This is a genomic window from Obesumbacterium proteus, assembly GCF_001586165.1.
GTDB lineage: Bacteria > Pseudomonadota > Gammaproteobacteria > Enterobacterales > Enterobacteriaceae > Hafnia > Hafnia protea.
In genome coordinates, this window is the sequence record NZ_CP014608.1 from 3,083,318 (window position 1) to 3,106,133 (window position 22,816).

General features: G+C 49.2%; 22 protein-coding genes. 16 read left to right on the forward strand and 6 right to left on the reverse strand.

Annotated elements, in window-relative coordinates; genetic code table 11:
* Positions 1–83: 83 nt before the first annotated feature.
* The 3 genes from fetB to pyrC form a co-directional block, all read right to left on the reverse strand.
* Complete coding sequence (fetB, locus tag DSM2777_RS14665; RefSeq protein ID WP_046457439.1) at positions 84–842, reverse strand: iron efflux ABC transporter permease subunit FetB; 759 nt, start codon at positions 840–842, stop codon at positions 84–86.
* Positions 839–1,501: an iron efflux ABC transporter ATP-binding subunit FetA gene (gene fetA, locus DSM2777_RS14670; protein WP_061554375.1), complete on the reverse strand. Its 663-nt coding sequence runs from the start codon at positions 1,499–1,501 to the stop codon at positions 839–841. The genes fetB and fetA overlap by 4 nt, the downstream gene beginning before the upstream one ends.
* Positions 1,502–1,579: 78 nt before the next feature.
* Entirely contained in the window at positions 1,580–2,626 is a 1,047-nt protein-coding gene (gene pyrC / locus DSM2777_RS14675; protein WP_061554376.1) for a dihydroorotase, read from the reverse strand.
* Between the two features lie 257 nt (positions 2,627–2,883).
* Here pyrC and DSM2777_RS14680 point away from each other — a divergent pair, with 257 nt between their 5' ends.
* Positions 2,884–3,174, forward strand: coding sequence for a putative quinol monooxygenase (locus tag DSM2777_RS14680; RefSeq protein ID WP_061554377.1), 291 nt, complete (start codon positions 2,884–2,886; stop codon positions 3,172–3,174).
* 394 nt (positions 3,175–3,568) lie between these two features.
* Here the strand turns inward: DSM2777_RS14680 and rne are convergent, their stop codons facing one another.
* On the reverse strand, positions 3,569–6,922 hold the full coding sequence (gene rne / locus DSM2777_RS14685; RefSeq protein ID WP_061554378.1) for a ribonuclease E: 3,354 nt from the start codon (positions 6,920–6,922) through the stop codon (positions 3,569–3,571).
* Between the two features lie 607 nt (positions 6,923–7,529).
* On the opposite strand from rne, the gene rluC reads away from it, so the two are divergent.
* The gene (gene rluC / locus DSM2777_RS14690) at positions 7,530–8,489 is read left to right on the forward strand and encodes a 23S rRNA pseudouridine(955/2504/2580) synthase RluC (protein WP_061554379.1); all 960 of its coding nucleotides are present in this window, start codon (positions 7,530–7,532) and stop codon (positions 8,487–8,489) included.
* A gap of 40 nt (positions 8,490–8,529) precedes the next feature.
* On the opposite strand, the gene DSM2777_RS14695 is transcribed toward rluC, so the two are convergent.
* Positions 8,530–9,129, reverse strand: coding sequence for a Maf family protein (locus DSM2777_RS14695; protein WP_061554380.1), 600 nt, complete (start codon positions 9,127–9,129; stop codon positions 8,530–8,532).
* A 141-nt stretch (positions 9,130–9,270) separates the two neighbouring features.
* Here DSM2777_RS14695 and yceD point away from each other — a divergent pair, with 141 nt between their 5' ends.
* From yceD to ptsG, 14 genes are all read left to right on the forward strand, one after another.
* A complete protein-coding gene (gene yceD, locus DSM2777_RS14700; protein ID WP_025797194.1) occupies positions 9,271–9,792 on the forward strand; it encodes a 23S rRNA accumulation protein YceD in 522 nt (173 codons plus the stop codon).
* Between the two features lie 16 nt (positions 9,793–9,808).
* Positions 9,809–9,979 (forward strand): 50S ribosomal protein L32, encoded by a 171-nt coding sequence (gene rpmF, locus DSM2777_RS14705; protein WP_004092921.1) that lies wholly within the window; start codon positions 9,809–9,811, stop codon positions 9,977–9,979.
* Positions 9,980–10,006: 27 nt separating this feature from the next.
* Positions 10,007–11,041, forward strand: a complete 1,035-nt coding sequence (gene plsX / locus DSM2777_RS14710) for a phosphate acyltransferase PlsX (RefSeq protein ID WP_071889925.1) — start codon at positions 10,007–10,009, stop codon at positions 11,039–11,041.
* Positions 11,042–11,047: 6 nt separating this feature from the next.
* Positions 11,048–11,998, forward strand: a complete 951-nt coding sequence (locus DSM2777_RS14715) for a beta-ketoacyl-ACP synthase III (RefSeq protein ID WP_061554381.1) — start codon at positions 11,048–11,050, stop codon at positions 11,996–11,998.
* Positions 11,999–12,098: 100 nt separating this feature from the next.
* Positions 12,099–13,028, forward strand: coding sequence for an ACP S-malonyltransferase (gene fabD / locus DSM2777_RS14720; RefSeq protein WP_046457446.1), 930 nt, complete (start codon positions 12,099–12,101; stop codon positions 13,026–13,028).
* 13 nt (positions 13,029–13,041) lie between these two features.
* Positions 13,042–13,776, forward strand: a complete 735-nt coding sequence (gene fabG / locus DSM2777_RS14725; RefSeq protein WP_040046512.1) for a 3-oxoacyl-ACP reductase FabG — start codon at positions 13,042–13,044, stop codon at positions 13,774–13,776.
* 154 nt (positions 13,777–13,930) lie between these two features.
* Positions 13,931–14,167, forward strand: coding sequence for an acyl carrier protein (gene acpP / locus DSM2777_RS14730; RefSeq protein WP_004092933.1), 237 nt, complete (start codon positions 13,931–13,933; stop codon positions 14,165–14,167).
* Between the two features lie 89 nt (positions 14,168–14,256).
* The gene (gene fabF / locus DSM2777_RS14735; RefSeq protein ID WP_046457447.1) at positions 14,257–15,498 is read left to right on the forward strand and encodes a beta-ketoacyl-ACP synthase II; all 1,242 of its coding nucleotides are present in this window, start codon (positions 14,257–14,259) and stop codon (positions 15,496–15,498) included.
* A gap of 139 nt (positions 15,499–15,637) precedes the next feature.
* Positions 15,638–16,456: an aminodeoxychorismate lyase gene (pabC, locus tag DSM2777_RS14740; RefSeq protein WP_061554382.1), complete on the forward strand. Its 819-nt coding sequence runs from the start codon at positions 15,638–15,640 to the stop codon at positions 16,454–16,456.
* Positions 16,457–16,468: 12 nt separating this feature from the next.
* On the forward strand, positions 16,469–17,494 hold the full coding sequence (gene mltG, locus DSM2777_RS14745; protein WP_061554383.1) for an endolytic transglycosylase MltG: 1,026 nt from the start codon (positions 16,469–16,471) through the stop codon (positions 17,492–17,494).
* Entirely contained in the window at positions 17,484–18,125 is a 642-nt protein-coding gene (tmk, locus tag DSM2777_RS14750; RefSeq protein ID WP_061554384.1) for a dTMP kinase, read from the forward strand. The genes mltG and tmk overlap by 11 nt, the downstream gene beginning before the upstream one ends.
* Positions 18,122–19,108, forward strand: a complete 987-nt coding sequence (gene holB / locus DSM2777_RS14755) for a DNA polymerase III subunit delta' (RefSeq protein ID WP_061554385.1) — start codon at positions 18,122–18,124, stop codon at positions 19,106–19,108. Before tmk ends, holB begins: the two co-directional genes overlap by 4 nt.
* A 53-nt stretch (positions 19,109–19,161) precedes the next feature.
* A complete protein-coding gene (locus tag DSM2777_RS14760; RefSeq protein ID WP_046457452.1) occupies positions 19,162–19,950 on the forward strand; it encodes a metal-dependent hydrolase in 789 nt (262 codons plus the stop codon).
* Between the two features lie 323 nt (positions 19,951–20,273).
* Positions 20,274–21,707: a PTS glucose transporter subunit IIBC gene (gene ptsG / locus DSM2777_RS14765; protein WP_061554386.1), complete on the forward strand. Its 1,434-nt coding sequence runs from the start codon at positions 20,274–20,276 to the stop codon at positions 21,705–21,707.
* An 84-nt stretch (positions 21,708–21,791) separates the two neighbouring features.
* Here the strand turns inward: ptsG and ribA are convergent, their stop codons facing one another.
* The gene (gene ribA, locus DSM2777_RS14770) at positions 21,792–22,379 is read right to left on the reverse strand and encodes a GTP cyclohydrolase II (protein WP_061554387.1); all 588 of its coding nucleotides are present in this window, start codon (positions 22,377–22,379) and stop codon (positions 21,792–21,794) included.
* Positions 22,380–22,816 lie beyond the last annotated feature (437 nt).

Consider the following 22,816-nt stretch of genomic DNA (forward strand, 5'->3'; position numbering starts at 1 on the left):
GCTTTTTGCTATTAAACTGCTTATTATTAAACTACCTATTTTTAAACTTCGATCTTCAATAACAGGAGCTTCAATAACTGAAGCTACAATAGCTGTGAACGATCAGAATAAAATTTCTTGTAGGCAAGATAGCCCGCAATGATGGTGGAAAGACTGGCCGTTGAAAGCAGCATGAATGTCACCATGATTTGGTAGCGAATCGCTTTTACCGGATCGACTCCCGCAAAAATCAAACCCGACATCATTCCAGGAAGACTGACTAAACCAACGGTTTTAGCGGAATCAACGGTGGGGATCAGTGCTGCTTTTATACTGGCACGAATAATCGCCGCGGATGATTGCTTCGGCGTGGCTCCTAGGCTCAACATCTCTTGGACTTTCTGTTTTTCGTCGGCAAAGCGCTGACGCAGGTTGTTGTAGCATAATCCAACGGCAACCATCGCATTACCCGCAATCATGCCGGAGATGGGAATGACCTGCATAGGAGTGAACGTAATGGAGCCGCTGCCGATCAGAACGGCTAATGTGAGTGCGGTGCCGGTCACAATAGCGATGAGAGAAATTACGAAAGCATGGCTTAAACCTTTGCTGCGCTTTTTAGCGTTATAGGCCGCGTTGACGCAGATGAAAAGCACCATTAACAGCGTGAGCAGCGCGTGATCGATATTGAAAATATATTTCAGTACGTAGCCAACGATAATGAGCTGAATAATCGCACGGGTAACGCTCCAGATAATATCCTTCTCTAACCCGAGTTTTTCTTTACCGCTGATAAGCAGGGCAATGGCCACAAGGGCTAATGCCATGATTAACGATTGGTCGGTGATATTATGTTCGCTCATTGTTTGGCCTCTGGTGCTTCGTATTTTGTCATGCGCAGAAGGTTATGAGACTGGCTGATTTCGTCGCTGTTGTGGGTGACCCATAAAACGGCAATGCCGGCGCGTGTAATTAAATCATCAATCACCTGATGCACAATTTGCTTGTTTTTATCGTCTAGCGCGCTGGTTATTTCGTCTAGTAATAGGATCTCTGGCAGGTATTGGATATTGCGCAGCAAAGCAACGCGCTGTTTTTCACCGCCTGAAAGGTCATCGATTTTCTTATCTAGCGTGTGTAGCGGAAGGTCGAACTGTAGTAATCCACGCTTTATTTTTTCTAAATCAACTTTGTCGCCGCGGATTTTATAGGGAAACTGAAGATTGTCACTGACCGTGTCGCCGAACAGAACGGGGGTTTGAAAGCAATATGAGACTTGTTGGCGATACGTCTCTGGTTTTAGGGTGAGGATATTTTTACCTTTAAGGAAAATATCACCCGAAGTTGGAGGAAACAGCGAGGCGATAATTTTCAGCAGGGTGCTTTTCCCACAGCCTGAAGGGCCGGTAATAACTTTGAACTCGTTGGGCTGAAGCGTAAGAGAGAGATTATCAATAATGATCTGTTGGTCTGCGCTAAAGCAAATGTTTCGGAGCTCAAGTAGGTTCTCCGTATTATTCATTTCATCTTCCATTTTATTGAATAACCCACTCTGAGGAGTGGGTTAGTTTAACTTTTAGGTATCACTCTGTGCGCGAGTCTAGGCCTTTACCGTCCATTGAACGGTTTCACCAGCCAAGAATGGGATTAACGTATCATCGCCGCAGGGGATGGATTCTGCGATGGTAGCAGGCTCACGTACCAGTTCAATATAGCTGTCGTTAACGGGCAAGTTATAGAATGCCGGGCCATTGAGAGAGCAGAATGCTTCGAGGTGCTGTAGCGCATCTTCTTGCTCAAATACCGTAGCATAGGCCTGAAGCGCCGTTGGTGCATTGAATACACCCGCACAGCCACAGCTAGACTCTTTACGCTGCCGTGAATGAGGTGCTGAGTCTGTACCAAGGAAGAAGCGGGTGTTGCCGCTGGTCGCTGCCTTACGCAAGGCTTCTTGGTGGGTGCTGCGCTTCAATATTGGTAGGCAGAATAAATGCGGACGGATACCGCCAACCAGCATATGGTTACGGTTAAACATCAGATGCTGTGGCGTAATTGTAGCCGCGAGATACTCGTCACCTTCAGTAACAAACTCGGCGGCTTCTCGAGTGGTAATATGTTCGAAGACAATTTTTAGCTCAGGGAAGTTCTGACGTAATGGCAGCATCACCTCGTCAATGAAACGCGCCTCGCGGTCGAAAATATCAACATCATGCAGTGTGACTTCGCCATGAATGAGCAGAGGCATGCCGCTTTTCTGCATTTGTTCAAATAGCGGGTAAAGCCCTGGCACGGAGGTTACGCCATGTTTGGAATTGGTGGTTGCATTGGCAGGGTAAAGCTTAGCGGCGGTAAACACGCCGTTAGCGTGGCCAGATATTAACTCGTTGGCATCTAAGCCATCGGTTAAATAACAGGTCATCAGCGGTGTAAAGGTATGCTCTGCTGGAACAGCATCAAGAATACGTTGGCGATAGGCCTGCGCCTGAGCAATGCTGGTGATCGGCGGAACCAGATTAGGCATCACGATAGCACGGGCAAAGTGCTGGCTCGTGTGCGGCAAAACGGTTTTCAGCATTTCGTCATCGCGAAGATGGAGATGCCAGTCATCTGGGCGGCGGATCTTAAGGGCGTGCTGCATTACGGTCATTACAAGGCTCCGTCTGACAATGCTGTCATGAGTGATGTTGACGATACAGATCTTGCGAGACACATTCCAACAGGGGGATGGAAATGTGTTTTTGTGGCGGGGGATAAGGATAAGGGCAAACGGACTAAGATGCACTCGTTTGTTGTGATCTATTGATAATTCATATAATTCCAGCAGGATTTTGTGTGATAAAAAGCGTAGTCTGGCAGTAGGTTTTACATGAATTAATTCAGTGGACATAAAAAAGGAGCACCACGATGAGTGAAGTTCGTATAGTTGCAACTTTAATAGCTAAACCTGAACACAAAGCGGCTATTCACAGCGCGGTTGAGCGTGTCGTTGAGCCAAGCAGACAAGAAATGGGCAATATCCAATATGACCTCCATGAGGAGATTGGACATAAAGGAACCTATGTTTTCTTCGAGGTGTGGGCGTCACAGGAAGCGGTTGATCGTCATAATAGCACCGTTCATTTCCAGAACTTCGTAAAAGAAGTTGAGGGAAAACTGGAAACGCTCGATATTAAAGTACTACATCAGATTGCCTGATATATAAAGCTGGTGTGTTAATAACTATATATTTTGGCGTCTTTATATTAGGTGTGGAAATATAGTGTATTAGGTGCCCACTCTTTGATACAGACAGCATGGGCATAGCCAGTCTCCGGGGGCTAAGGTTTTCCTTAATGCCCATTGCATCATGCAGCCGGAGACTGTGCGGGCATAATACAGTGCGGTACTAGAAATTCTAGCCAAATTAAATTTCATCTGTAAGAAACTTATCATAGCTCAAACGATGATTAATTATTACGCTAATTAATTATAATATGTATTATTAAATGATTGAGAATGATTTTTGTTATTTGGTAAATATATTCCTACTCAATGTATCGATATAAAAAAACCCGCCATCGGCGGGTTTTTTATTTAATGCACTAGCTGATTAGTCAGTAACCGCTGGTGGCTTAGTCGCTGGAGCCGTTGCTTGGCTTACCGCAGCGTGTCCACCCGCACCGCCTTTGCTCTGCAAATCCAGAGTAGGGCGCTGCCAGTTGCTGACAGCAGGCGCAGAAGGTACATACTCTGGCGCTGGAGCTTTGGTCATTGGCGCTGATGCTACGCGCTGAGCCTTAGCTGCTACGACAACGACAGGCTTCGCCGCTACGGCTGGCTGAACAACTGGTTGTACGACTGACTCAACAACAGGTTCTTCAACTGCCGTTTCTTCAACCACTGGCGTTTCAGCCGCAGTTGCGTCAATGGTAGTTGGTTCAGCGTGAGTCTCTTCAGCCGCGTTTTCTTCAACAACAGTTTCTGCCACTGTAGTTTCTGTTACGACAGGCGCTTCAGAAATGGTTTCTTCAACCACTTCGGCTTCAACGACAACGGGTTTTTCATCTGCAACCGATTCTTCAACAACTGATGTTGTTTCTTCAACAGTAGCGGGTTCGTCATTGATGACTTGTGCAGGCGCGATGGCGTCAAACACAGCTGGAACTGCTGCCGCTGAGGTCGCAACGACCGATTCAACAACAGGCTCAGCATCTACTACAGGTGCAGCAACAGGTTCTTCAACGATGACAGGCTGTTCAGCAACATGCTCAGTCACAGACTCGTTAACCGGTGAAACAGGTGCTTGTTCAATCGGCTGTTCGATTGCGATCGGCTGAGTTTCAACTTCAACCTCAGAGATAGCCTGCTGTGCGACTGGGTAGCTAATCCACACTTTACCTGAAGCCATCTCAGGCGATGCTGCGGCGAATGCCAGCGGCATTGGTGACTGAGTTGGATAACGCTCATCACGATAACGACGACGACGTTGGCCACTCACACGCAGATGGCGAGGAGAGCGGCGTGAACGACGTGGCATACCGTTTTCACCTTGGCGGTTATCACGGAACCCTTCATCATCATTGTTTTGCTGCTGTGCTGGTTCAGCCTGTGGTGCAGTTTCTGCAACTACAGGGGCTGTGACAACGGCAGGAACGGATGCTTTAGCCAGAGCTGCTGCTGCATCGTCTTCAGCCTGAGTAGTAAAGCGAACTTTCTGAGTCAGTTGGCGACGCTGACGGCGCGGCATGTGCTGATTCTCTTCGCGGCTGTTCTCTTCAGCCTCATTCGCTACTGCGGCATCGTTGTTTTCCAGCGCTTTAACTTCCTGCTGGGCCTGACGCTTATCTTCAGTGCGACGACGTTGACGATCGTTATTGCGTGGTTCACGGCGAGGCTGCTGCTCATCACGTTGTTCAACGTTCGCTGTTTCAACGTTCACATCAGCATTAGCCGGTTGTGTTGACTGGCGACGGTTACGACGCTGGTCTTCACGGTTGCTGTTGCGGTCGTTATTACGCTCGTTGCTGCGTTCAGTACGCTCACCGCGGTCGTTACGATCGTTGTTGCGTTCGTTACGGTCGTTGTTACGGTCAGAGCGATCGTTACGATCACGGCGACCATTCTGCTGACGGCGGTTGTTGTTACGACGGTCTTGATTCTGACGGCGAGGTTCTTCAGCAGGCGCTGAAACTTCTACGGCTGGTTTTTGCTCAGGCTCAGAACCTGCAAACATGTTCTTCAGCGCAGAGAAGAAACGGCTTACCAAACCTGGCTGGGCAGGCGTTGTAGGCTGTGCAACGGTTTTAGCCGCAGGTGCTGCAACGACTGGTGCGGCTGTTTCAGCTGGAGGCGCTTCAACATCCAGTGAGAATGCCGCCAACGCAGGCTGTTCTGGGCGTTTACGCTCTAGAACCGGCTCTTCCTCGGCGGTTAGCGTTTCTGCTTCATGCAACTGAGGCAGCAGATAGCTGAGGGTGCTGGTTTCTTCACCTTTGCGCACACGAACTACGTTGTAGTGCGGAGTTTGCATCTGGTCGTTAGGAACCACGATAACTTTAACGCCGTCCTGACGTTTTTCGATGGCGCTAACAGATTCACGTTTTTCGTTCAGCAGGTAAGAGGCAACCGGCACAGGAACGATAGCGTGAACTTCATTGGTGTTCTCTTTCAGCGCTTCTTCTTCAATCAAACGCAGGATAGAGAGTGAAAGTGACTCGTTATCACGCACGGTGCCGGTGCCGTTACAGCGCGGGCAAACGTGGTGGCTTGACTCACCCAGTGATGGGCTGAGGCGTTGGCGAGACATTTCAAGCAGACCAAAGCGAGAGATGCGTCCAATCTGAATACGCGCACGGTCTTGGCGAACGGCATCACGCAGACGGTTTTCAACTTCGCGCTGATGACGAACTGGCGTCATATCGATGAAGTCGATGACAATCAGGCCACCAAGGTCACGCAGACGCAGCTGGCGAGCAATTTCATCAGCGGCTTCAAGGTTGGTGTTGAATGCGGTTTCTTCGATATCACCACCGCGTGTAGCACGAGCGGAGTTGATGTCGATAGCTGTTAGGGCTTCAGTGGAGTCAATAACAATGGAGCCGCCGGAAGGCAGGCGAACTTCACGTTGGAAAGCTGACTCAATCTGAGATTCGATTTGATAGTGACTAAACAGCGGGATTTCACCCGTATAGAGTTTAATCTTGCTGCTGAAATCAGGGCGTCCCAGCGCGGCGATATGTTGTTTGGCTAGATCGAGAATTTTTGGATTATCAATCAGGATTTCGCCAATGTCTGGGCGCAGGTAATCACGGAATGCGCGAACAATAACGTTGCTTTCCTGATGGATAAGGAACGGAGCAGGGCGGCCTTCAGCGGCTTTTTTAATGGCATCCCAATGTTTCAAACGGAATGACAGATCCCATTGCAGTGCTTCGGCTGATTTGCCAACGCCTGCGGTACGAACGATAAGGCCCATGCCGTCGGGTAACTGCAGAGAAGAAAGGGCTTCTTTCAATTCAGTGCGGTCATCACCTTCGATGCGACGAGAGATCCCGCCAGCGCGTGGGTTATTAGGCATCAGTACTAAGTAACTACCAGCAAGGCTGATAAACGTTGTTAGTGCAGCGCCTTTGTTGCCACGCTCTTCTTTATCAACCTGAACGATAACTTCCTGACCTTCGCGTAAAACATCTTTGATGTTTGGGCGACCATGTGAGGAGTAATTGTTTGGGAAATATTCGCGGGCAATTTCTTTGAGGGGGAGAAAACCATGTCGTTCAGCACCGTAATCTACAAAAGCAGCTTCCAGACTTGGCTCAATACGGGTTATTTTCCCTTTGTAAATGTTAGCTTTTTTCTGTTCGTGACCAGGGCTTTCAATATCCAGATCATACAGACGCTGTCCATCAACAAGGGCAACACGCAACTCTTCCTGCTGAGTTGCGTTAATCAACATTCTTTTCATCTTCAACTTACTCATTTTTTTTGCATTGGCAACTAAGCTGCGGGCAAAATAACGTCCTGACCGAGAGGAAGACCGATGACCCCGAGTCTTATCGCAAAGTCGTCAACCTCACGGTTGTCGCCTGCATAGGGGCGCATATTTCGGTAAGCCTATGTTTCTTAGCGAAAATACAGCTTTGTGAAACACAGCACTGTTTATCAGTCAATAATTGCAAAAATATGCAGCATTGCTGATTCCATGTTTTAGGTCAGACTGCTACCCACAGCCCGCTAATTACTTGATTTCACACTACGTCTTACGCCATTGCTGCATTTCTGTGGCATCAAGTAAACGTCAAATCCCGTCGTTTTCCCTGTCTTAATGAGAATTAACGCGGAAATCTTTGTCATTATTCCACTGCAACGGCCTCTATAGCAAGACGACTTTTACCCTTATCAAGAAGATTCTTGCAGTACTTCACAACAAGTGTGTCTGGTTGCTCGTATATTAGGCAGGATGCGGGCGCAAACGTTCTCCCAGCGCTCATAATTCTTACCATTCGCGATAATCTGCCGTTAGCTCAAAAAAGAAGTGGCATGCAGTTGAATGCCTCTTTAAAATCGCGCCCATGAATATGAATAACACCTCAGTAAAGTTAGTCACGATTGCCGCCGATGAGGCAGGGCAGCGTATTGATAATTTTTTGCGCAATCAGCTGAAAGGCGTGCCAAAAAGTATGATTTATCGCATCGTGCGTAAGGGTGAGGTGCGAATTAATAAAAAACGCATCAAGCCAGAATATAAATTACAGCCGGGTGATGAAGTTCGAATCCCGCCGGTGCGAATTGCCGAGCGAGACGAGGCTCCCGTGTCGGCGAAGCTGGACAAAGTGGCTGCGCTGAATGATTGCATCATCTTTGAAGACGATCATTTACTGGTGCTGAATAAACCATCGGGCACCGCAGTGCATGGCGGCAGTGGCTTAAGCTTTGGTGTTATCGAAGGACTGCGCGCATTACGTCCTGAAGCGCGTTTTCTTGAGCTAGTGCACCGCCTAGACCGCGAAACCTCCGGTGTATTATTGGTCGCTAAGAAGCGTTCTGCTTTGCGTGCGTTGCATGAACAACTACGCATGAAAGGGATGCAGAAAGACTACTTGGCGCTGGTTCGCGGTCAGTGGCAGTCACATTGTAAAGTCGTGCAGGCGCCGCTACTCAAAAATATTCTGCAAAGCGGCGAGCGCATTGTTCGCGTTAATGCTGAAGGTAAACCGTCTGAAACGCGCTTTAAAGTTGAAGAGCGTTTTGAGCACGCAACCTTGGTGAAGGCGAGTCCCGTGACGGGCCGAACTCACCAAATCCGCGTGCATGCGCTGCATGCTGGTCATCCGATTGCCTTCGACGATCGCTATGGCGATCGTGATTTTGATGCTGAGCTGAAGGGAACCGGCCTAGACCGCTTATTCTTGCATGCTGCCGCATTACGCTTTGAACATCCGAATACAGGCGAAACCATGCGGGTGGAAGCTCCTATGGACAAGAAATTGCGCCATTGTCTCGATGTGTTGCGTAAAACGAAAGCCAGCTAGTCGCTGCTAAATTAACGAAGCCGGATTATTCCGGCTTTTTTTATGCTTTATTTTTACCTTCAAGCAATGCGTTATAGCCAAACTTAAGCAGAATTTCGTTGAGTGCAATTAAAGGCAACCCCACTAATGCGTTAGGATCGCGGCCTTCAAGCTGGCTAAACAGCAATATACCCGCACCTTCGCACATAAAACTGCCTGCACAGTACAGCGGCATCTCGAGTTTAATATAGGCGTGGATTTCGTCATCGGTTAAGTGGCGAAAATGGACGTGAAAAGGTTCACACACTATTTCCTTTTGCATCGTATGGCTATTTAACACGCAGAGGCCGGTATAAAAGGTAATGATTTTGCCACTGGCGGCACGCAATTGTTGATGCGCATTCTCAATCGAGCCTGATTTTCCGACAATTTTCCCGTCAATAACGCAGACCTGATCGGAGCCAATAATAAAATGATTAGGGAATTTATCGGCCAGAGATTGCGCTTTTTCTTGTGCTAGACGCTGGACCAGTTCGGCCGCTGACTCGCCGTCTTTTGGGGTTTCGTCCGTGTCGGGCGCGGCGCAAATGAATTCAACGCCGAACTTTTCAAGTAAAGCTCGGCGGTAGGGCGAAGTAGACGCTAAAATTAAAGGTGACATATTTTTTCCATAAAGCATGGCGTAATTGAATCTGACATTTTAAACTGTCCGCCGCTCAGGAAGCGAATATTGGAGGGAAAGTGTGCCTACAAGGCCTTTTCCTTTGACTCTCGGTCTTTACAAAGTTAATATGCGCGCCCTATGCAAAAGGTAAAATTACCCTTGACCCTTGATGCAGTTCGTACTGCACAGAAACGATTAGATTACGTTGGTTTCTATTCGTCTGAGCAGGTAACACGAGTTGCTGAATCTGTGGTCAGTGTGGATAGCGATGTTGCCGTGTCGTTGTCATTTAATATTGATAACCAGCGGTTAGCGGTGATTACCGGCCATGCCGACGTAACGGTCACGTTATGTTGTCAGCGCTGTAATCAGACGTTCCAACAGCAGGTCCATACAACGTATTGTTTCAGCCCGGTCGCCAATGACGAGCAGGCTGAGGCATTGCCGGAAGCTTACGAGCCGATCGAAGTCAACGATTTTGGTGAAGTCGATTTGCTGGCAATGGTTGAAGATGAAATCATCCTCGCCCTGCCGGTAGTTCCGGTGCATGAATCTGAACACTGTGAAGTGTCCGACGCGGACATGGTATTTGGTAAACTACCTCCTGAGGTAGACAAGCCGAATCCATTTGCCGCATTAGCCAGTTTAAAGCGTAAGTAATCAAGGAGTAAGGTCAATGGCCGTACAACAGAACAAAAAAACCCGCTCTTGCCGTGGTATGCGTCGTTCACACGATGCGCTGACCACGACTACCGTCTCTGTTGACAAGGTTTCCGGTGAAACTCACCTGCGTCACCATGTCACTGCGGACGGTTTCTACCGCGGTCGCAAGGTTATCGTTAAGTAATACTTTTAGTATTTACAAGGCGATACTTTGACTCGTCTAACCCTCGCGTTAGATGCTATGAGCGGGGATTTCGGTCCTTGCATCACAGTGCCTGCAGCTTTGCAGGCACTGGCGTCTACTTCGTCGCTATACCTTCTAATTGTCGGACAACCCGACGCCATCGCACCTTATCTTGCTAAAGCAGCACCTGCGCTTCAACAACGTTTGCGTGTGATCCCTGCTGAATCAGTTATACCCAACGATGCTAAACTTTCGCATGCTATCCGCACCAGCAAAGGAACATCGATGCGTATCGCGCTTGATTTAGTGAAGAATGGTGAGGCTCAGGCCGTTGTCAGTGCGGGGAATACCGGTGCGCTGATGGGGCTGGCGAAATTGATGCTTAAACCGCTAGACGGTATTGAGCGTCCAGCGCTGATGACGGTGTTACCGAATCAGCAAAAGAGTAAGACGGTAGTGCTGGATTTGGGCGCTAACGTAGAAAGTACTAGCGCCATGTTAGTGCAGTTTGCCGTGATGGGTGCGGTAATGGCGGAAGAGATCGTTGGCATAAGCTCGCCACGCATCGCCCTGCTAAACATTGGTGAAGAAGAGTTTAAAGGTTTAGACAATATCCGCGAAGCCGCCGCTGTGCTCAAAAGCACGCCAGCGATTAACTATATCGGCTATCTGGAAGGCAATGATTTGCTGACAGGCAAAACAGATGTGTTGGTTTGTGACGGCTTCGTGGGTAATGTTACGTTAAAGACGATGGAAGGGGTGGTGCGTATGTTTCTATCCCTTCTCAAATCACCAGGAGAGAAGCGCAAGCGCTCTTGGTGGTTAAAATTATTGGGGCGCTTGATACAAAAAAGAATTGCTAAGCGTTTCGGTGATTTGAACCCCGACCAGTATAATGGAGCTTGTCTGGTAGGATTACGTGGCACCGTGATTAAAAGCCACGGCGCGGCGAATGAAAAAGCGTTCGCTGTCGCTATCGAACAGGCTGTGCAGGCGGTGCAAAGGCAAATTCCACAGCGAATTGCCCTGCGCCTTGAGGCGATATTACCCAAGAGTGATTGATCGTACATGTATACAAGAATTCTCGGTACGGGGAGCTACCTGCCCGTACAAGTGCGTACCAACGCCGATTTAGAAAGCATGGTTGAAACGTCTGATGAGTGGATTGTTTCCCGTACAGGCATTCGTGAACGTCGCATCGCTGCGCCGGATGAAAACGTATCAACCATGGCATTTGAAGCGGCGAAACATGCGCTTGAAATGTCTGGGCTCGATAAAAATGATATTGGCCTGATCGTTGTTGCTACCACATCGGCAACGCATGCTTTCCCAAGCGCGGCGTGTCAGGTTCAACAGATGCTGGATATCAAAGGTTGCGCGGCTTTTGACGTTGCCGCTGCTTGCGCTGGGTTTACCTACGCGCTGAGCATTGCCGATCAGTACGTTAAAAACGGCGCGGTTAAACATGCGCTGGTGATCGGCTCTGATACTTTAAGCCGTACCCTAGATCCGACCGATCGTGGCACCGTGATCCTCTTTGGTGACGGAGCGGGTGCTGTTGTACTCGGTGCATCTGAAGATGCGGGTATTCTTTCGACTCACATCCATGCTGACGGTCACTATGGCGAGTTGCTGACTCTGCCAAATCGCCAACGTTACACCGAAGATCAGGCTTATCTGACGATGGCGGGTAACGAGGTGTTTAAAGTTGCCGTAACTGAACTTGCGCATATCGTCGACGAATCTCTTGCTGCGAATAACCTTGAACGTAGCGATTTGGATTGGCTGGTTCCGCATCAGGCTAACCTGCGCATTATCAGCGCAACCGCGAAAAAATTGGGTATGACGTTAGAAAACGTGATCGTGACTCTTGATCGTCACGGCAACACGTCTGCGGCATCCGTGCCTTGCGCGTTAGATGAGGCCGTCCGTGATGGCCGCATTCAGCGTGGTCAACTGATTCTGCTGGAAGCTTTTGGTGGCGGTTTCACCTGGGGCTCTGCTTTGGTTCGTTTTTAATCGTTAAGATTTTCTGACGTTGGCATAAGTGTTGTTGCATTAGTTACGTTGTGACAACATTTAACTCGTTGGTTATAAAAAGAATATCAGGAAAACAAACATGTCTAAATTCGCAATGGTGTTTCCAGGTCAGGGTTCGCAAACCGTAGGTATGCTGGCCGATCTTGCGGCACAATTTCCGATTGTAGAGCAGACTTTTGCTGAGGCATCTGACGCGTTGGGTTACGACCTGTGGAAACTGGTTCAGGAAGGCCCTGCTGAAGAGTTGAACAAAACTTGGCAAACACAGCCTGCGTTGCTGGCGGCTTCCGTCGCGATTTATCGCGTATGGCAGCAGGAAAATGGTGCTCAGCCTGCAATGATGGCTGGCCATAGCCTCGGTGAGTATTCTGCGTTGGTCTGTGCCGGTGTTCTGGATTTCAAACAGGCTATTCGTTTAGTTGAACTGCGCGGTAAGCTGATGCAGGAAGCAGTACCTGCGGGTACTGGTGCGATGTCTGCCATTATAGGTCTGGATAACGATGCCATTGCTAAGGCCTGTGAAGAGTCTGCTCAGGGTGAAGTTGTTTCTCCTGTGAACTTTAACTCTCCTGGACAAGTTGTTATTGCGGGCAATAAAGACGCCGTTGAGCGTGCTGGTGCTGCGTGTAAAGCGGCTGGCGCCAAACGTGCGCTGCCGTTGCCTGTTAGCGTGCCGTCGCATTGTGCACTGATGAAGCCCGCTGCGGATAAGCTCGCCATTGCATTGCAGGGTATTGCTTTCAATGCGCCTCAGTTCCCCGTAGTGAACAATGTGGATGTTAAAACTGAAACCTCACCTGAGGCTATCCGTGATGCTTTGGTGCGCCAGCTGTATAGCCCAGTGCGTTGGAGTGAATCAGTCGAATTTATGGCGGGTGAGGGTATTGAGCATCTGCTGGAGGTTGGTCCGGGTAAAGTTCTGACCGGTCTAACCAAGCGTATTGTTGATACTATGACGGCAGCCGCGATTAACGACGCTGCGTCTGTATCTGCCGCGCTTGCACAATAAGAAGAGGAAAAAGATGAGCTTCGAAGGAAAAATTGCACTGGTCACCGGCGCAAGCCGTGGTATTGGCCGCGCTATTGCTGAGACTTTGGTTGCCCGTGGTGCACGCGTTATCGGCACCGCAACCAGTGATAAAGGCGCAGAAGATATTAGCGCTTATCTGGGCGAAAACGGCAAAGGTTTAAACCTGAACGTTGTTGATCCGGCTTCTATTGATGCAGTATTGAGCACCATCCGTGCTGAATTTGGCGAAATTGACATTTTGGTCAATAATGCCGGCATTACTCGTGATAACCTATTGATGCGTATGAAGGACGATGAGTGGGAGGATATCCTCGACACGAATCTGACGTCTGTATTCCGCCTGTCAAAAGCGGTTTTACGAGCTATGATGAAAAAACGCTGTGGCCGCATTATCACCATTGGCTCTGTTGTGGGTACAATGGGTAATGCAGGACAAGCAAACTACGCGGCCGCTAAAGCAGGTTTGATTGGCTTTAGTAAGTCTCTAGCACGAGAAGTTGCTTCTCGTGGCATTACCGTTAACGTCGTGGCTCCTGGTTTCATTGAGACCGATATGACACGTTCGCTAACGGAAGAGCAGCGTAAAGACATTCTGGCGCAGGTCCCAGCGAACCGCTTGGGTGAAGCAAAAGAAATCGCTAACGCTGTTGCATTTTTAGCCTCAGATGAGGCTAGCTACATCACCGGTGAGACCTTACATGTCAATGGCGGCATGTATATGATCTAAAAATCACGAAAATAATTTGCGTTTTTTGAGGGAATGACCGCAAAATAACGCAAAATCGTGGTTTGACCAGCCGGGATTTAGTTGCATCTTTTTCAACTTTCAATACACTACGAAAACCATCGCGAAAGCGAGTTTTGATAGGAAATTTAAGAGTATGAGCACTATCGAAGAACGCGTTAAGAAAATCATTATCGAACAGCTGGGTGTTAAAGAAGACGAAGTCGTGAATGCTGCTTCCTTCGTTGACGATCTGGGTGCTGATTCTCTTGACACCGTTGAACTGGTTATGGCTCTGGAAGAAGAGTTTGATACTGAGATTCCGGACGAAGAAGCAGAAAAGATCACTACTGTTCAAGCAGCAATCGACTACATCGAATCTGCGAACAAGTAATCGAACACATCTAGGCGGTCACTCGACCGCCTACGTTTTTTCCTGCTCTCATAGAGTTTCAAATTAAATTCCCTCCCTGGAGGACAAGCGTGTCTAAGCGTCGAGTTGTTGTGACCGGACTGGGCATGTTGTCTCCTGTCGGTAATACCGTAGATTCCACTTGGGATGCTATCGTAGCCGGGCAGAGTGGCATCAGCTTAATCGACCATTTCGATACTAGCGCCTATGCAACGCGTTTTGCTGGCTTAGTAAAGGATTTTAATAGTGAAGACTACATCTCGCGTAAAGATGCACGCAAGATGGATGCCTTCATTCAGTACGGAATCGCTGCCGGTATTCAGGCATTTAAAGATTCTGGGATTGAAGTGACTGAAGAAAATGCTCCACGTATCGGTGCCGCGATTGGTTCTGGTATCGGTGGGCTTGGCCTGATTGAAGAAAATCACAGTGCGCTTGTTAAAGGCGGACCGCGTAAAATCAGCCCATTCTTCGTGCCTTCAACCATTGTGAACATGGTAGCGGGTCATCTGACTATCATGTTAGGTCTGCGTGGCCCAAGCATTTCTATTGCTACGGCATGTACTTCTGGTGTGCATAACATCGGACATGCAGCTCGTATGATCGCGTATAACGACGCAGACGTCATGCTGGCAGGTGGTGCAGAAAAAGCGAGTACACCTCTGGGTGTCGGTGGCTTTGGTGCCGCACGCGCACTGTCAACGCGTAACGATAACCCGCAAGCGGCAAGCCGCCCATGGGATAAAGATCGTGACGGTTTCGTTCTCGGTGACGGTGCTGGTATTCTGGTTCTTGAAGAGTACGAGCATGCGAAAGCGCGTGGTGCAAAAATTTATGCTGAAATCGTTGGTTTCGGTATGAGTAGCGATGCTTACCACATGACTTCTCCACCGGAAAACGGTGAAGGTGCAGCACTGGCGATGGTGAATGCTCTGCGTGATGCAGGCTTGAATCCATCTCAGGTTGGCTACATCAACGCTCACGGAACGTCTACTCCGGCGGGCGACAAAGCAGAAACTCAGGCAGTGAAAAGTGTATACGGCGCAGACGCCGGTAAAGTGATGGTCAGCTCCACCAAGTCTATGACGGGCCACCTTCTGGGTGCCGCTGGTGCAGTTGAATCTATCTTTACTATTCTGACGCTGCGCGACCAAATTGTTGCGCCAACCATCAACTTGGATAACCCAGATGAAGGTTGTGATCTTGACTTTGTACCAGGCGAAGCTCGTCAGGTAAAAGGTTTGGAATATGCACTGTGTAACTCCTTCGGCTTTGGTGGCACTAACGGTTCTGTGATTTTTCGCAAGATCTAAGTCGCTTAAGTTTTGAGATGTTATCTGCATAAATCAAATGGCCCTTATGGGGCCATTTTTTTTACCTGCGCCTCTCAAAACGCTAAAATATGAGTACCGGATCGAGGCAGAACGCCTTGGTCATCGTCGGGAGTTGGTGATGTTTTGGCTTAATGGAACACCCGCAGAGGTTATTTCGCTCAGCGACCGTGGCTTGCACTATGGCGATGGTTGTTTCACCACGGCTCGTGCTGTGCAAGGGCGAATCGATGATATTCACGCTCATTTTAGCCGGATGCAGTTTGCCTGTTCGCGGTTACTGATTGAACCGGTTGATTGGACGGCTTGGCTTACAGAATTCCGTCAAGCGGCGGCTGAGACAGGGAATGGCGTAGTTAAAGCGGTTATAACTCGAGGCAGTGGTGGGCGTGGCTATTCCATTTCCGGTGCTGAAAACCCGTGTCGTATATTTTCAAATAGCGCAATCCCAGCTCAGTATGCCCAGTGGCAGAAGGATGGCGTCACGCTTGCCGTCAGTCCTATTCGCCTAGGCATTAATCCTTCTCTTGCTGGCATTAAACATCTTAACCGCCTAGAGCAGGTGCTGATTAAGGCAAAGCTTGCGCAGACGAACGCTCACGAGGCGCTGGTGCTTGACAGCGACGCTAGGCTAGTGGAATGCTGTGCGGCTAATTTATTCTGGCGAATTGGAAGACGAGTATTTACGCCAACGCTTGCCAACGCTGGCGTAGAGGGTCTAATGCGTCAGCGTATTATTCGTTTATTGGCTGAAAGCGAGTATGAATTAAGCGTTGTCTCGGCATCTTTAGACGTGCTGCGAGACGCGGAAGAAGTTTTTATATGCAATTCTTTAATGCCGCTGTTGCCGGTAAATGAAGCGGGGGAGTATCGCTTCAGCTCACGGCAATTGGCGGACTATTTATTACCACAGTGTTTACTTCCTGTGTATGAGTCATGATTTGGCGGTTGAATGAAGAAAAAACTGTTTGGACTTCTTGTTGTCTGCATTGTTGTTTTGTTAGTGGCGCTATTTTGGAGCTATCAACAAGTGCAGAAGTTTGCCCGAACGCCTTTGGCGATTACCCAAGAAACATTGTTTAAACTCCCAGCGGGCACCGGACGCGTAGCGCTAGAGGGCCTGCTAGTGAGAGATAAGCTCATTGCGCATCCCCGCTATTTCCCGTGGCTACTACAGCTTGAGCCTGAGTTGGCTAATTTTAAAGCGGGTACATATCGCATTACCCCCGGTATGACCGTGCGTGAATTTCTTGAGCTGCTTAAAAGCGGCAAAGAAGCGCAGTTCACCGTACGCTTCATTGAAGGAACGCGTTTTCAAGACTGGATGCAGGTGCTAGCGGCATCACCCAACCTGAAACATGCGTTGGCGAATAAAGATGAAAGCCAGATCGCCAAAATTTTGGGTATACCGGAAGGTCGTCCCATTGAGGGTTGGCTTTATCCCGATACGTACCATTACACCGCGGGTAATAGCGATGAGATGATACTTAAGCGGGCGTACAATCGCATGAGCAAAGAAGTTGACGAGATATGGCAAGATCGCGAGAAAAATCTGCCTTATAAGACACCAGAAGATCTAGTGACAATGGCGTCAATCATTGAAAAAGAAACCGGCGTTGGTGAAGAACGCGGCAAAGTGGCATCGGTGTTTATCAACCGCCTTCGCATTGGCATGCGTTTGCAGACCGATCCTACGGTAATTTATGGCCTTGGCAAAAACTATAACGGTAATTTGACTCGACGCGACTTACAGCAGCCAACCGCATACAATACCTACGTGATATCCGGGCTGCCGCCGACGCCAATTGCCATGCCGAGCCGTGCCTCGCTGGAGGCCGCAGCACATCCAGATAAAACGTCCTATCTGTATTTCGTGGCAGATGGGAAAGGTGGACACGTATTTACCACTAATTTACAGAGCCATAATCAAGCAGTACGCAACTATTTGCAGGTGCTAAGGGAAAAGAATGAAAAGTAAGTTCATCGTGATTGAGGGTCTGGAAGGGGCCGGTAAAACGACTGCCCGCGATACCGTAGTAGATGAGCTTCGTCAGCAGGGTATTGAGGATATTGTTTTCACCCGTGAACCGGGTGGCACGCCATTAGCTGAAAAATTGCGCGATCTGGTCAAGCAAGGTGTTGAAAACGAAAAACTGACCGATAAAGCCGAAGTGCTGATGCTTTACGCTGCACGCGTTCAGTTGGTGGATAATGTGATCAAACCGGCTTTAGCTCGCGGGGCGTGGGTGGTCGGCGATCGCCACGATCTTTCTTCTCAGGCTTACCAAGGTGGTGGACGAGGGATTGACGCCCGTCTGATGCAGTCGTTACGCGATACGGTATTGGGCGACTTTAAGCCTGACCTAACGCTATATCTGGACTTACCTCCAGCGATAGGTTTAGAGCGAGCGCGTAGCCGTGGTGCATTAGATCGTATCGAACAGGAATCGCTGGCCTTTTTCGAACGCACCAGAGCGCGCTATCTGGCCTTAGCCGAACAGGACGACAGCATTATCACCGTTGATGCTTCGCAAACCTTACCTGAGGTGACGGCTTCTATCCGCATCGCGCTTCAGGCATGGTTTAAGGATCAGGAGCAGCACGCGTGAATTGGTATCCTTGGCTGACCGCACCTTACCGTCAACTGGTTGCTCAGCACCAGAGTGGGCGCGGGCACCATGCTTTGTTGGTGCACGCGATTGCGGGCTGCGGTGATGATTCGCTGATGTATGCATTGGGGCGCTGGCTGATGTGTCAGCGGCCAAACGGTGACAAAAGCTGTGGTGAGTGCCATAGCTGTCGCTTGATGTTGGCGGGTAACCATCCTGACTGGTACGACTTACAGCCGGAAAAGGGGAAAACCAGCCTCGGCATCGAGCCTGTTCGCCAGATTATCGAGCATCTTTATGGTCATGCTCAGCAAGGCGGCGCTAAAGTGGTTCTGTTGCCGCGCGCTGAAACGCTGACAGAAGCGGCAGCCAATGCGTTGCTAAAAACGCTCGAAGAGCCACCAGAGAAAACCTATTTCTTGCTGGGCACACGTGAGCCCGCCAATTTGCTAGCCACATTACGCAGCCGCTGTTTTTACATGCACCTTGCTGTGCCTGACGAGTCATTAAGCTTACGTTGGCTTCAAAGCCAACAGCCGGGTGACGAGTTGGCTATGCGTACCGCATTACGTTTGAACGGTGGAGCGCCTGTGGCGGCTATGAGTTTGCTTGAGCCAAATAGCTGGAAACAGCGTCTTCAGCTGTGTCAGGGGTTGCAGCAAGCGATCCCTCAGCGTCAATGGATGCAGCTATTACCGCTGTTAAACCACGATAACGTGCATGATCGACTAACATGGTTATGTGCGTTGCTGCTCGATGCGATGAAGCTGCAACAGGGCGCCACCACGGCCATTGCCAACTTGGATCAACAGCCGCTGGTTTATCAATTGGCGTCGACTCAGGCAACGACGATTTTGCAGCAACAGCTAGAGCAATGGATTTTCTGCCGTCATCAGCTTCTCACTACCACAGGACTGAATCGTGAGCTCATGCTCACTCGGCAGCTTTGTCTGTGGAGTGACTCCTTTCCTCCTAGCGCGTAGCCATACCTTCGGGGTTATCTACGCGCTCCGTCATTAATATCAGGTCAAAATTTATGTACTTAGTTGACTCCCATTGCCATTTAGATGGTCTGGATTATGAAAATCTGCACAAAAGTGTCGATAGCGTTTTAGCTGATGCCAAAGCGCGCGATGTCGGTTTTGTTCTGGCCGTGGCGACGACGTTGCCGGGCTATCGCGCGATGCGTGAACAAATTGGGCAGCGCGACAACGTCGCTTTTTCCTGTGGCGTCCATCCCCTGAATCTGGACGGTGGCTATGACTATGATGAGCTGCGTCAGTTAGCGAACGTTCCTGAAGTAGTTGCGATGGGGGAAACCGGTCTGGATTATTTCTATCAGAAAGACAATATTCCTTTGCAGCAGGAGTCTTTTCGTCAGCACATCCGCATTGGTCGCGAACTGCGTAAGCCCGTGATTGTGCATACCCGTGATGCGCGACAGGATACGTTAGATATCTTGCGTGAAGAGCAGGTGAGCGAATGCGGCGGCGTGCTGCACTGCTTTACGGAAGATCAGGAAACAGCGCGTCAACTGCTTGATATGGGGTTCTATATTTCATTTTCTGGCATCGTGACTTTCCGCAATGCAGATGCGCTGCGTGAAGTGGCTCGGTATGTTCCTGTCGATCGTATGCTGGTGGAAACCGACTCGCCTTATCTTGCTCCTGTGCCTCACCGTGGTAAAGAGAACCAACCGGCCTATGTTCGCGATGTCGCTGAGTATCTTGCGGTATTAAAGGGGATGACCCCTGATGATTTAGCTCAGCAAACAACAGACAATTTCAGCCGTTTGTTCGGTGTGACGCTGCCAAAGCATGGGTAACACCTATTTATTTTATTGCTCGTAATTAATCGTTCAAGCAGGTATCTTGCTGTTCGAAAATGTTTACATGGCTATTTTATGAAACCATTTTGGTGATTTTTTTAACGCTTTTTTATCAAAAATGTTATTTAGATCTCTGTATTTATGGAAACGTGACAGCCATCAAACACCTTGCAGGGTATTTATTTTACCCTGCGTAAAAATTAAAGGAGTGCTAAGACACTTCTAGGCGTTCAGGTTCTCTTCCTGTTCGCGGCGTGACTCTCGGGCATACGAGGGCAGGCTAATAAAAGAGCACTATTTATTCAGGAGCACTCTCAACTATGTTCAAAAACGCATTCGCAAACCTGCAGAAAGTGGGTAAGTCGCTAATGCTGCCAGTTTCCGTATTGCCCATTGCAGGTATTCTGCTGGGTGTCGGTTCTGCCAACTTTAGCTGGTTACCTGCGGTAGTTTCTCATGTGATGGCTGAAGCCGGTGGCTCAGTATTCGCAAACATGCCGCTGATTTTTGCTATTGGTGTTGCGCTCGGCTTTACTAACAATGACGGCGTATCTGCGCTGGCTGCGGTGGTGGCTTACGGCATTATGGTGAAAACCATGGCTGTAGTCGCGCCTCTGGTCCTGCACATGCCTGCCGAAGAGATCGTCGCGAAGCACTTAGCCGATACCGGTGTGCTGGGTGGGATCATCGCGGGTTCTATTGCGGCCTACATGTTCAACCGTTTCTACCGCATCAAACTGCCTGAATATCTGGGCTTCTTTGCCGGTAAACGCTTTGTTCCGATCATTTCTGGTCTGGCTGCCATTTTCTTGGGCATTGTACTGTCCTTTATTTGGCCTCCGGTCGGCACCGCAATTCAAACCTTCTCACAGTGGGCGGCTTATCAAAACCCTGTTGTTGCCTTTGGCATCTACGGGCTGGTTGAGCGTTCTCTGGTTCCATTTGGTTTGCACCATATCTGGAACGTACCTTTCCAAATGCAGATCGGTGAGTTCACCAATGCGGCGGGACAGGTATTCCACGGTGACATCCCTCGCTATATGGCAGGTGACCCAACCGCAGGTAAGCTGTCTGGTGGCTTCCTGTTTAAAATGTATGGTCTGCCTGCGGCGGCGATTGCTATTTGGCACTCTGCTAAACCAGAAAACCGTGCCAAAGTCGGTGGGATTATGATTTCTGCTGCGTTGACCTCGTTCCTGACGGGTATCACCGAGCCGATTGAATTCTCCTTCATGTTCGTAGCACCAATTTTGTATGCGATTCACGCGATTCTAGCGGGTCTGGCGTTCCCAATTTGTATTCTGTTGGGCGTGCGTGACGGCACAAGTTTCTCTCATGGCCTGATCGACTTTATCGTTCTGAGCGGAAACAGCAGCAAAATCTGGCTGTTCCCGATTGTGGGTATCATCTACGGTCTGGTGTATTACACGATCTTCCGTGTGTTGATCACCAAACTGAACCTGAAAACGCCTGGTCGTGAGGATTCATCTTCCGAACAAAGCGCGCAGAGCAATGACGGTATGTCAGCTGCGCTGGTGGCTGCTTTCGGTGGTAAAGACAACATCACAAACCTTGATGCGTGTATCACTCGTCTGCGTGTGAGCGTGGCTGATGTGGCTAAAGTGGATCAGGCTGGCCTGAAGAAACTGGGTGCTGCGGGTGTGGTGGTTGCGGGTTCTGGTGTTCAGGCTATCTTCGGTACAAAATCCGATAACCTGAAAACCGATATGGATGAGTACATCCGTAATCACTAATTCTGTGATATCGCTAAGCGCGTATTAAAAAGGAGGCCATTGGCCTCCTTTGTTGTATCTGCGTTATATCAGCAATACGGTATCTTAATCGAGCAGGTGACCCATCTTTGCGGCTTTCGTCGACAGATAGCGTTCATTCTTAGGATTGCGGCCCACGATTAACGGCACGCGTTCGGTAATGTTGATACCTGCCTCTGTCAGAATTTCTACTTTCTTTGGATTGTTCGTCAGCAAACGCACTTTGTCAACGCCCAACAGTTTGAACATATCTGCGCAGAGGGTGAAATCTCGTTCGTCAGCGGCAAAGCCTAACTGATGGTTAGCTTCAACCGTATCCGCGCCTTTATCTTGTAAGGCGTAAGCGCGAATTTTGTTGAGCAGGCCAATATTGCGACCTTCTTGACGGTGATAAAGCAAGATCCCACGACCTTCTTCAGCAATGTGCTCAAGCGCCGCTTCTAGCTGAAAACCACAGTCGCAGCGTAGGCTGAATAGGGCATCGCCGGTTAAACACTCGGAGTGCACACGTGAAAGCACCGGCGTTGAGCCAGAGACATCACCATAAACTAATGCCAGATGGTCATGACCGGTGGCAATTTCTTCAAAGCCGACCATCAAAAAATCACCCCACGGTGTCGGCAGTTTTGCTTCAGCCACTCGTTTAAGCTGCATGTTGATCTCCACAACTACATCTTTTAGATACTGTCCATAACGGACATCGGTTATTGTGCGCCGCCGATGCAGGTGAGTGCAGGCACAACCGAAGTAAATCCGGTAAAACCGAATCGTTAATTGGGTTCCTATTTTGCCACAAGTCGCGTCGATACAGCAGTTTTCGCTGAAGGACACGTATTATTTGTTTCAACCGGTCAATAAAACACCGCTCGGCAATTCCTGATAGGCTTCATTGATATGGTGTTGCTACACTGAATAATCAATAGAAAGAAAGGATTAATTGATGTTACAGATTGCAAAACGTACCACTTTGGGCCTGATTGTGCTGCTGGCGATGCCGGTAAGCGTTTGGGTCTGCGGCTGGAAATGGCAGCCCGGTGATTCAGACAATGTGCTCAAAGCTCTCTTTGCAATGACTGAAACAGTGACAGCGC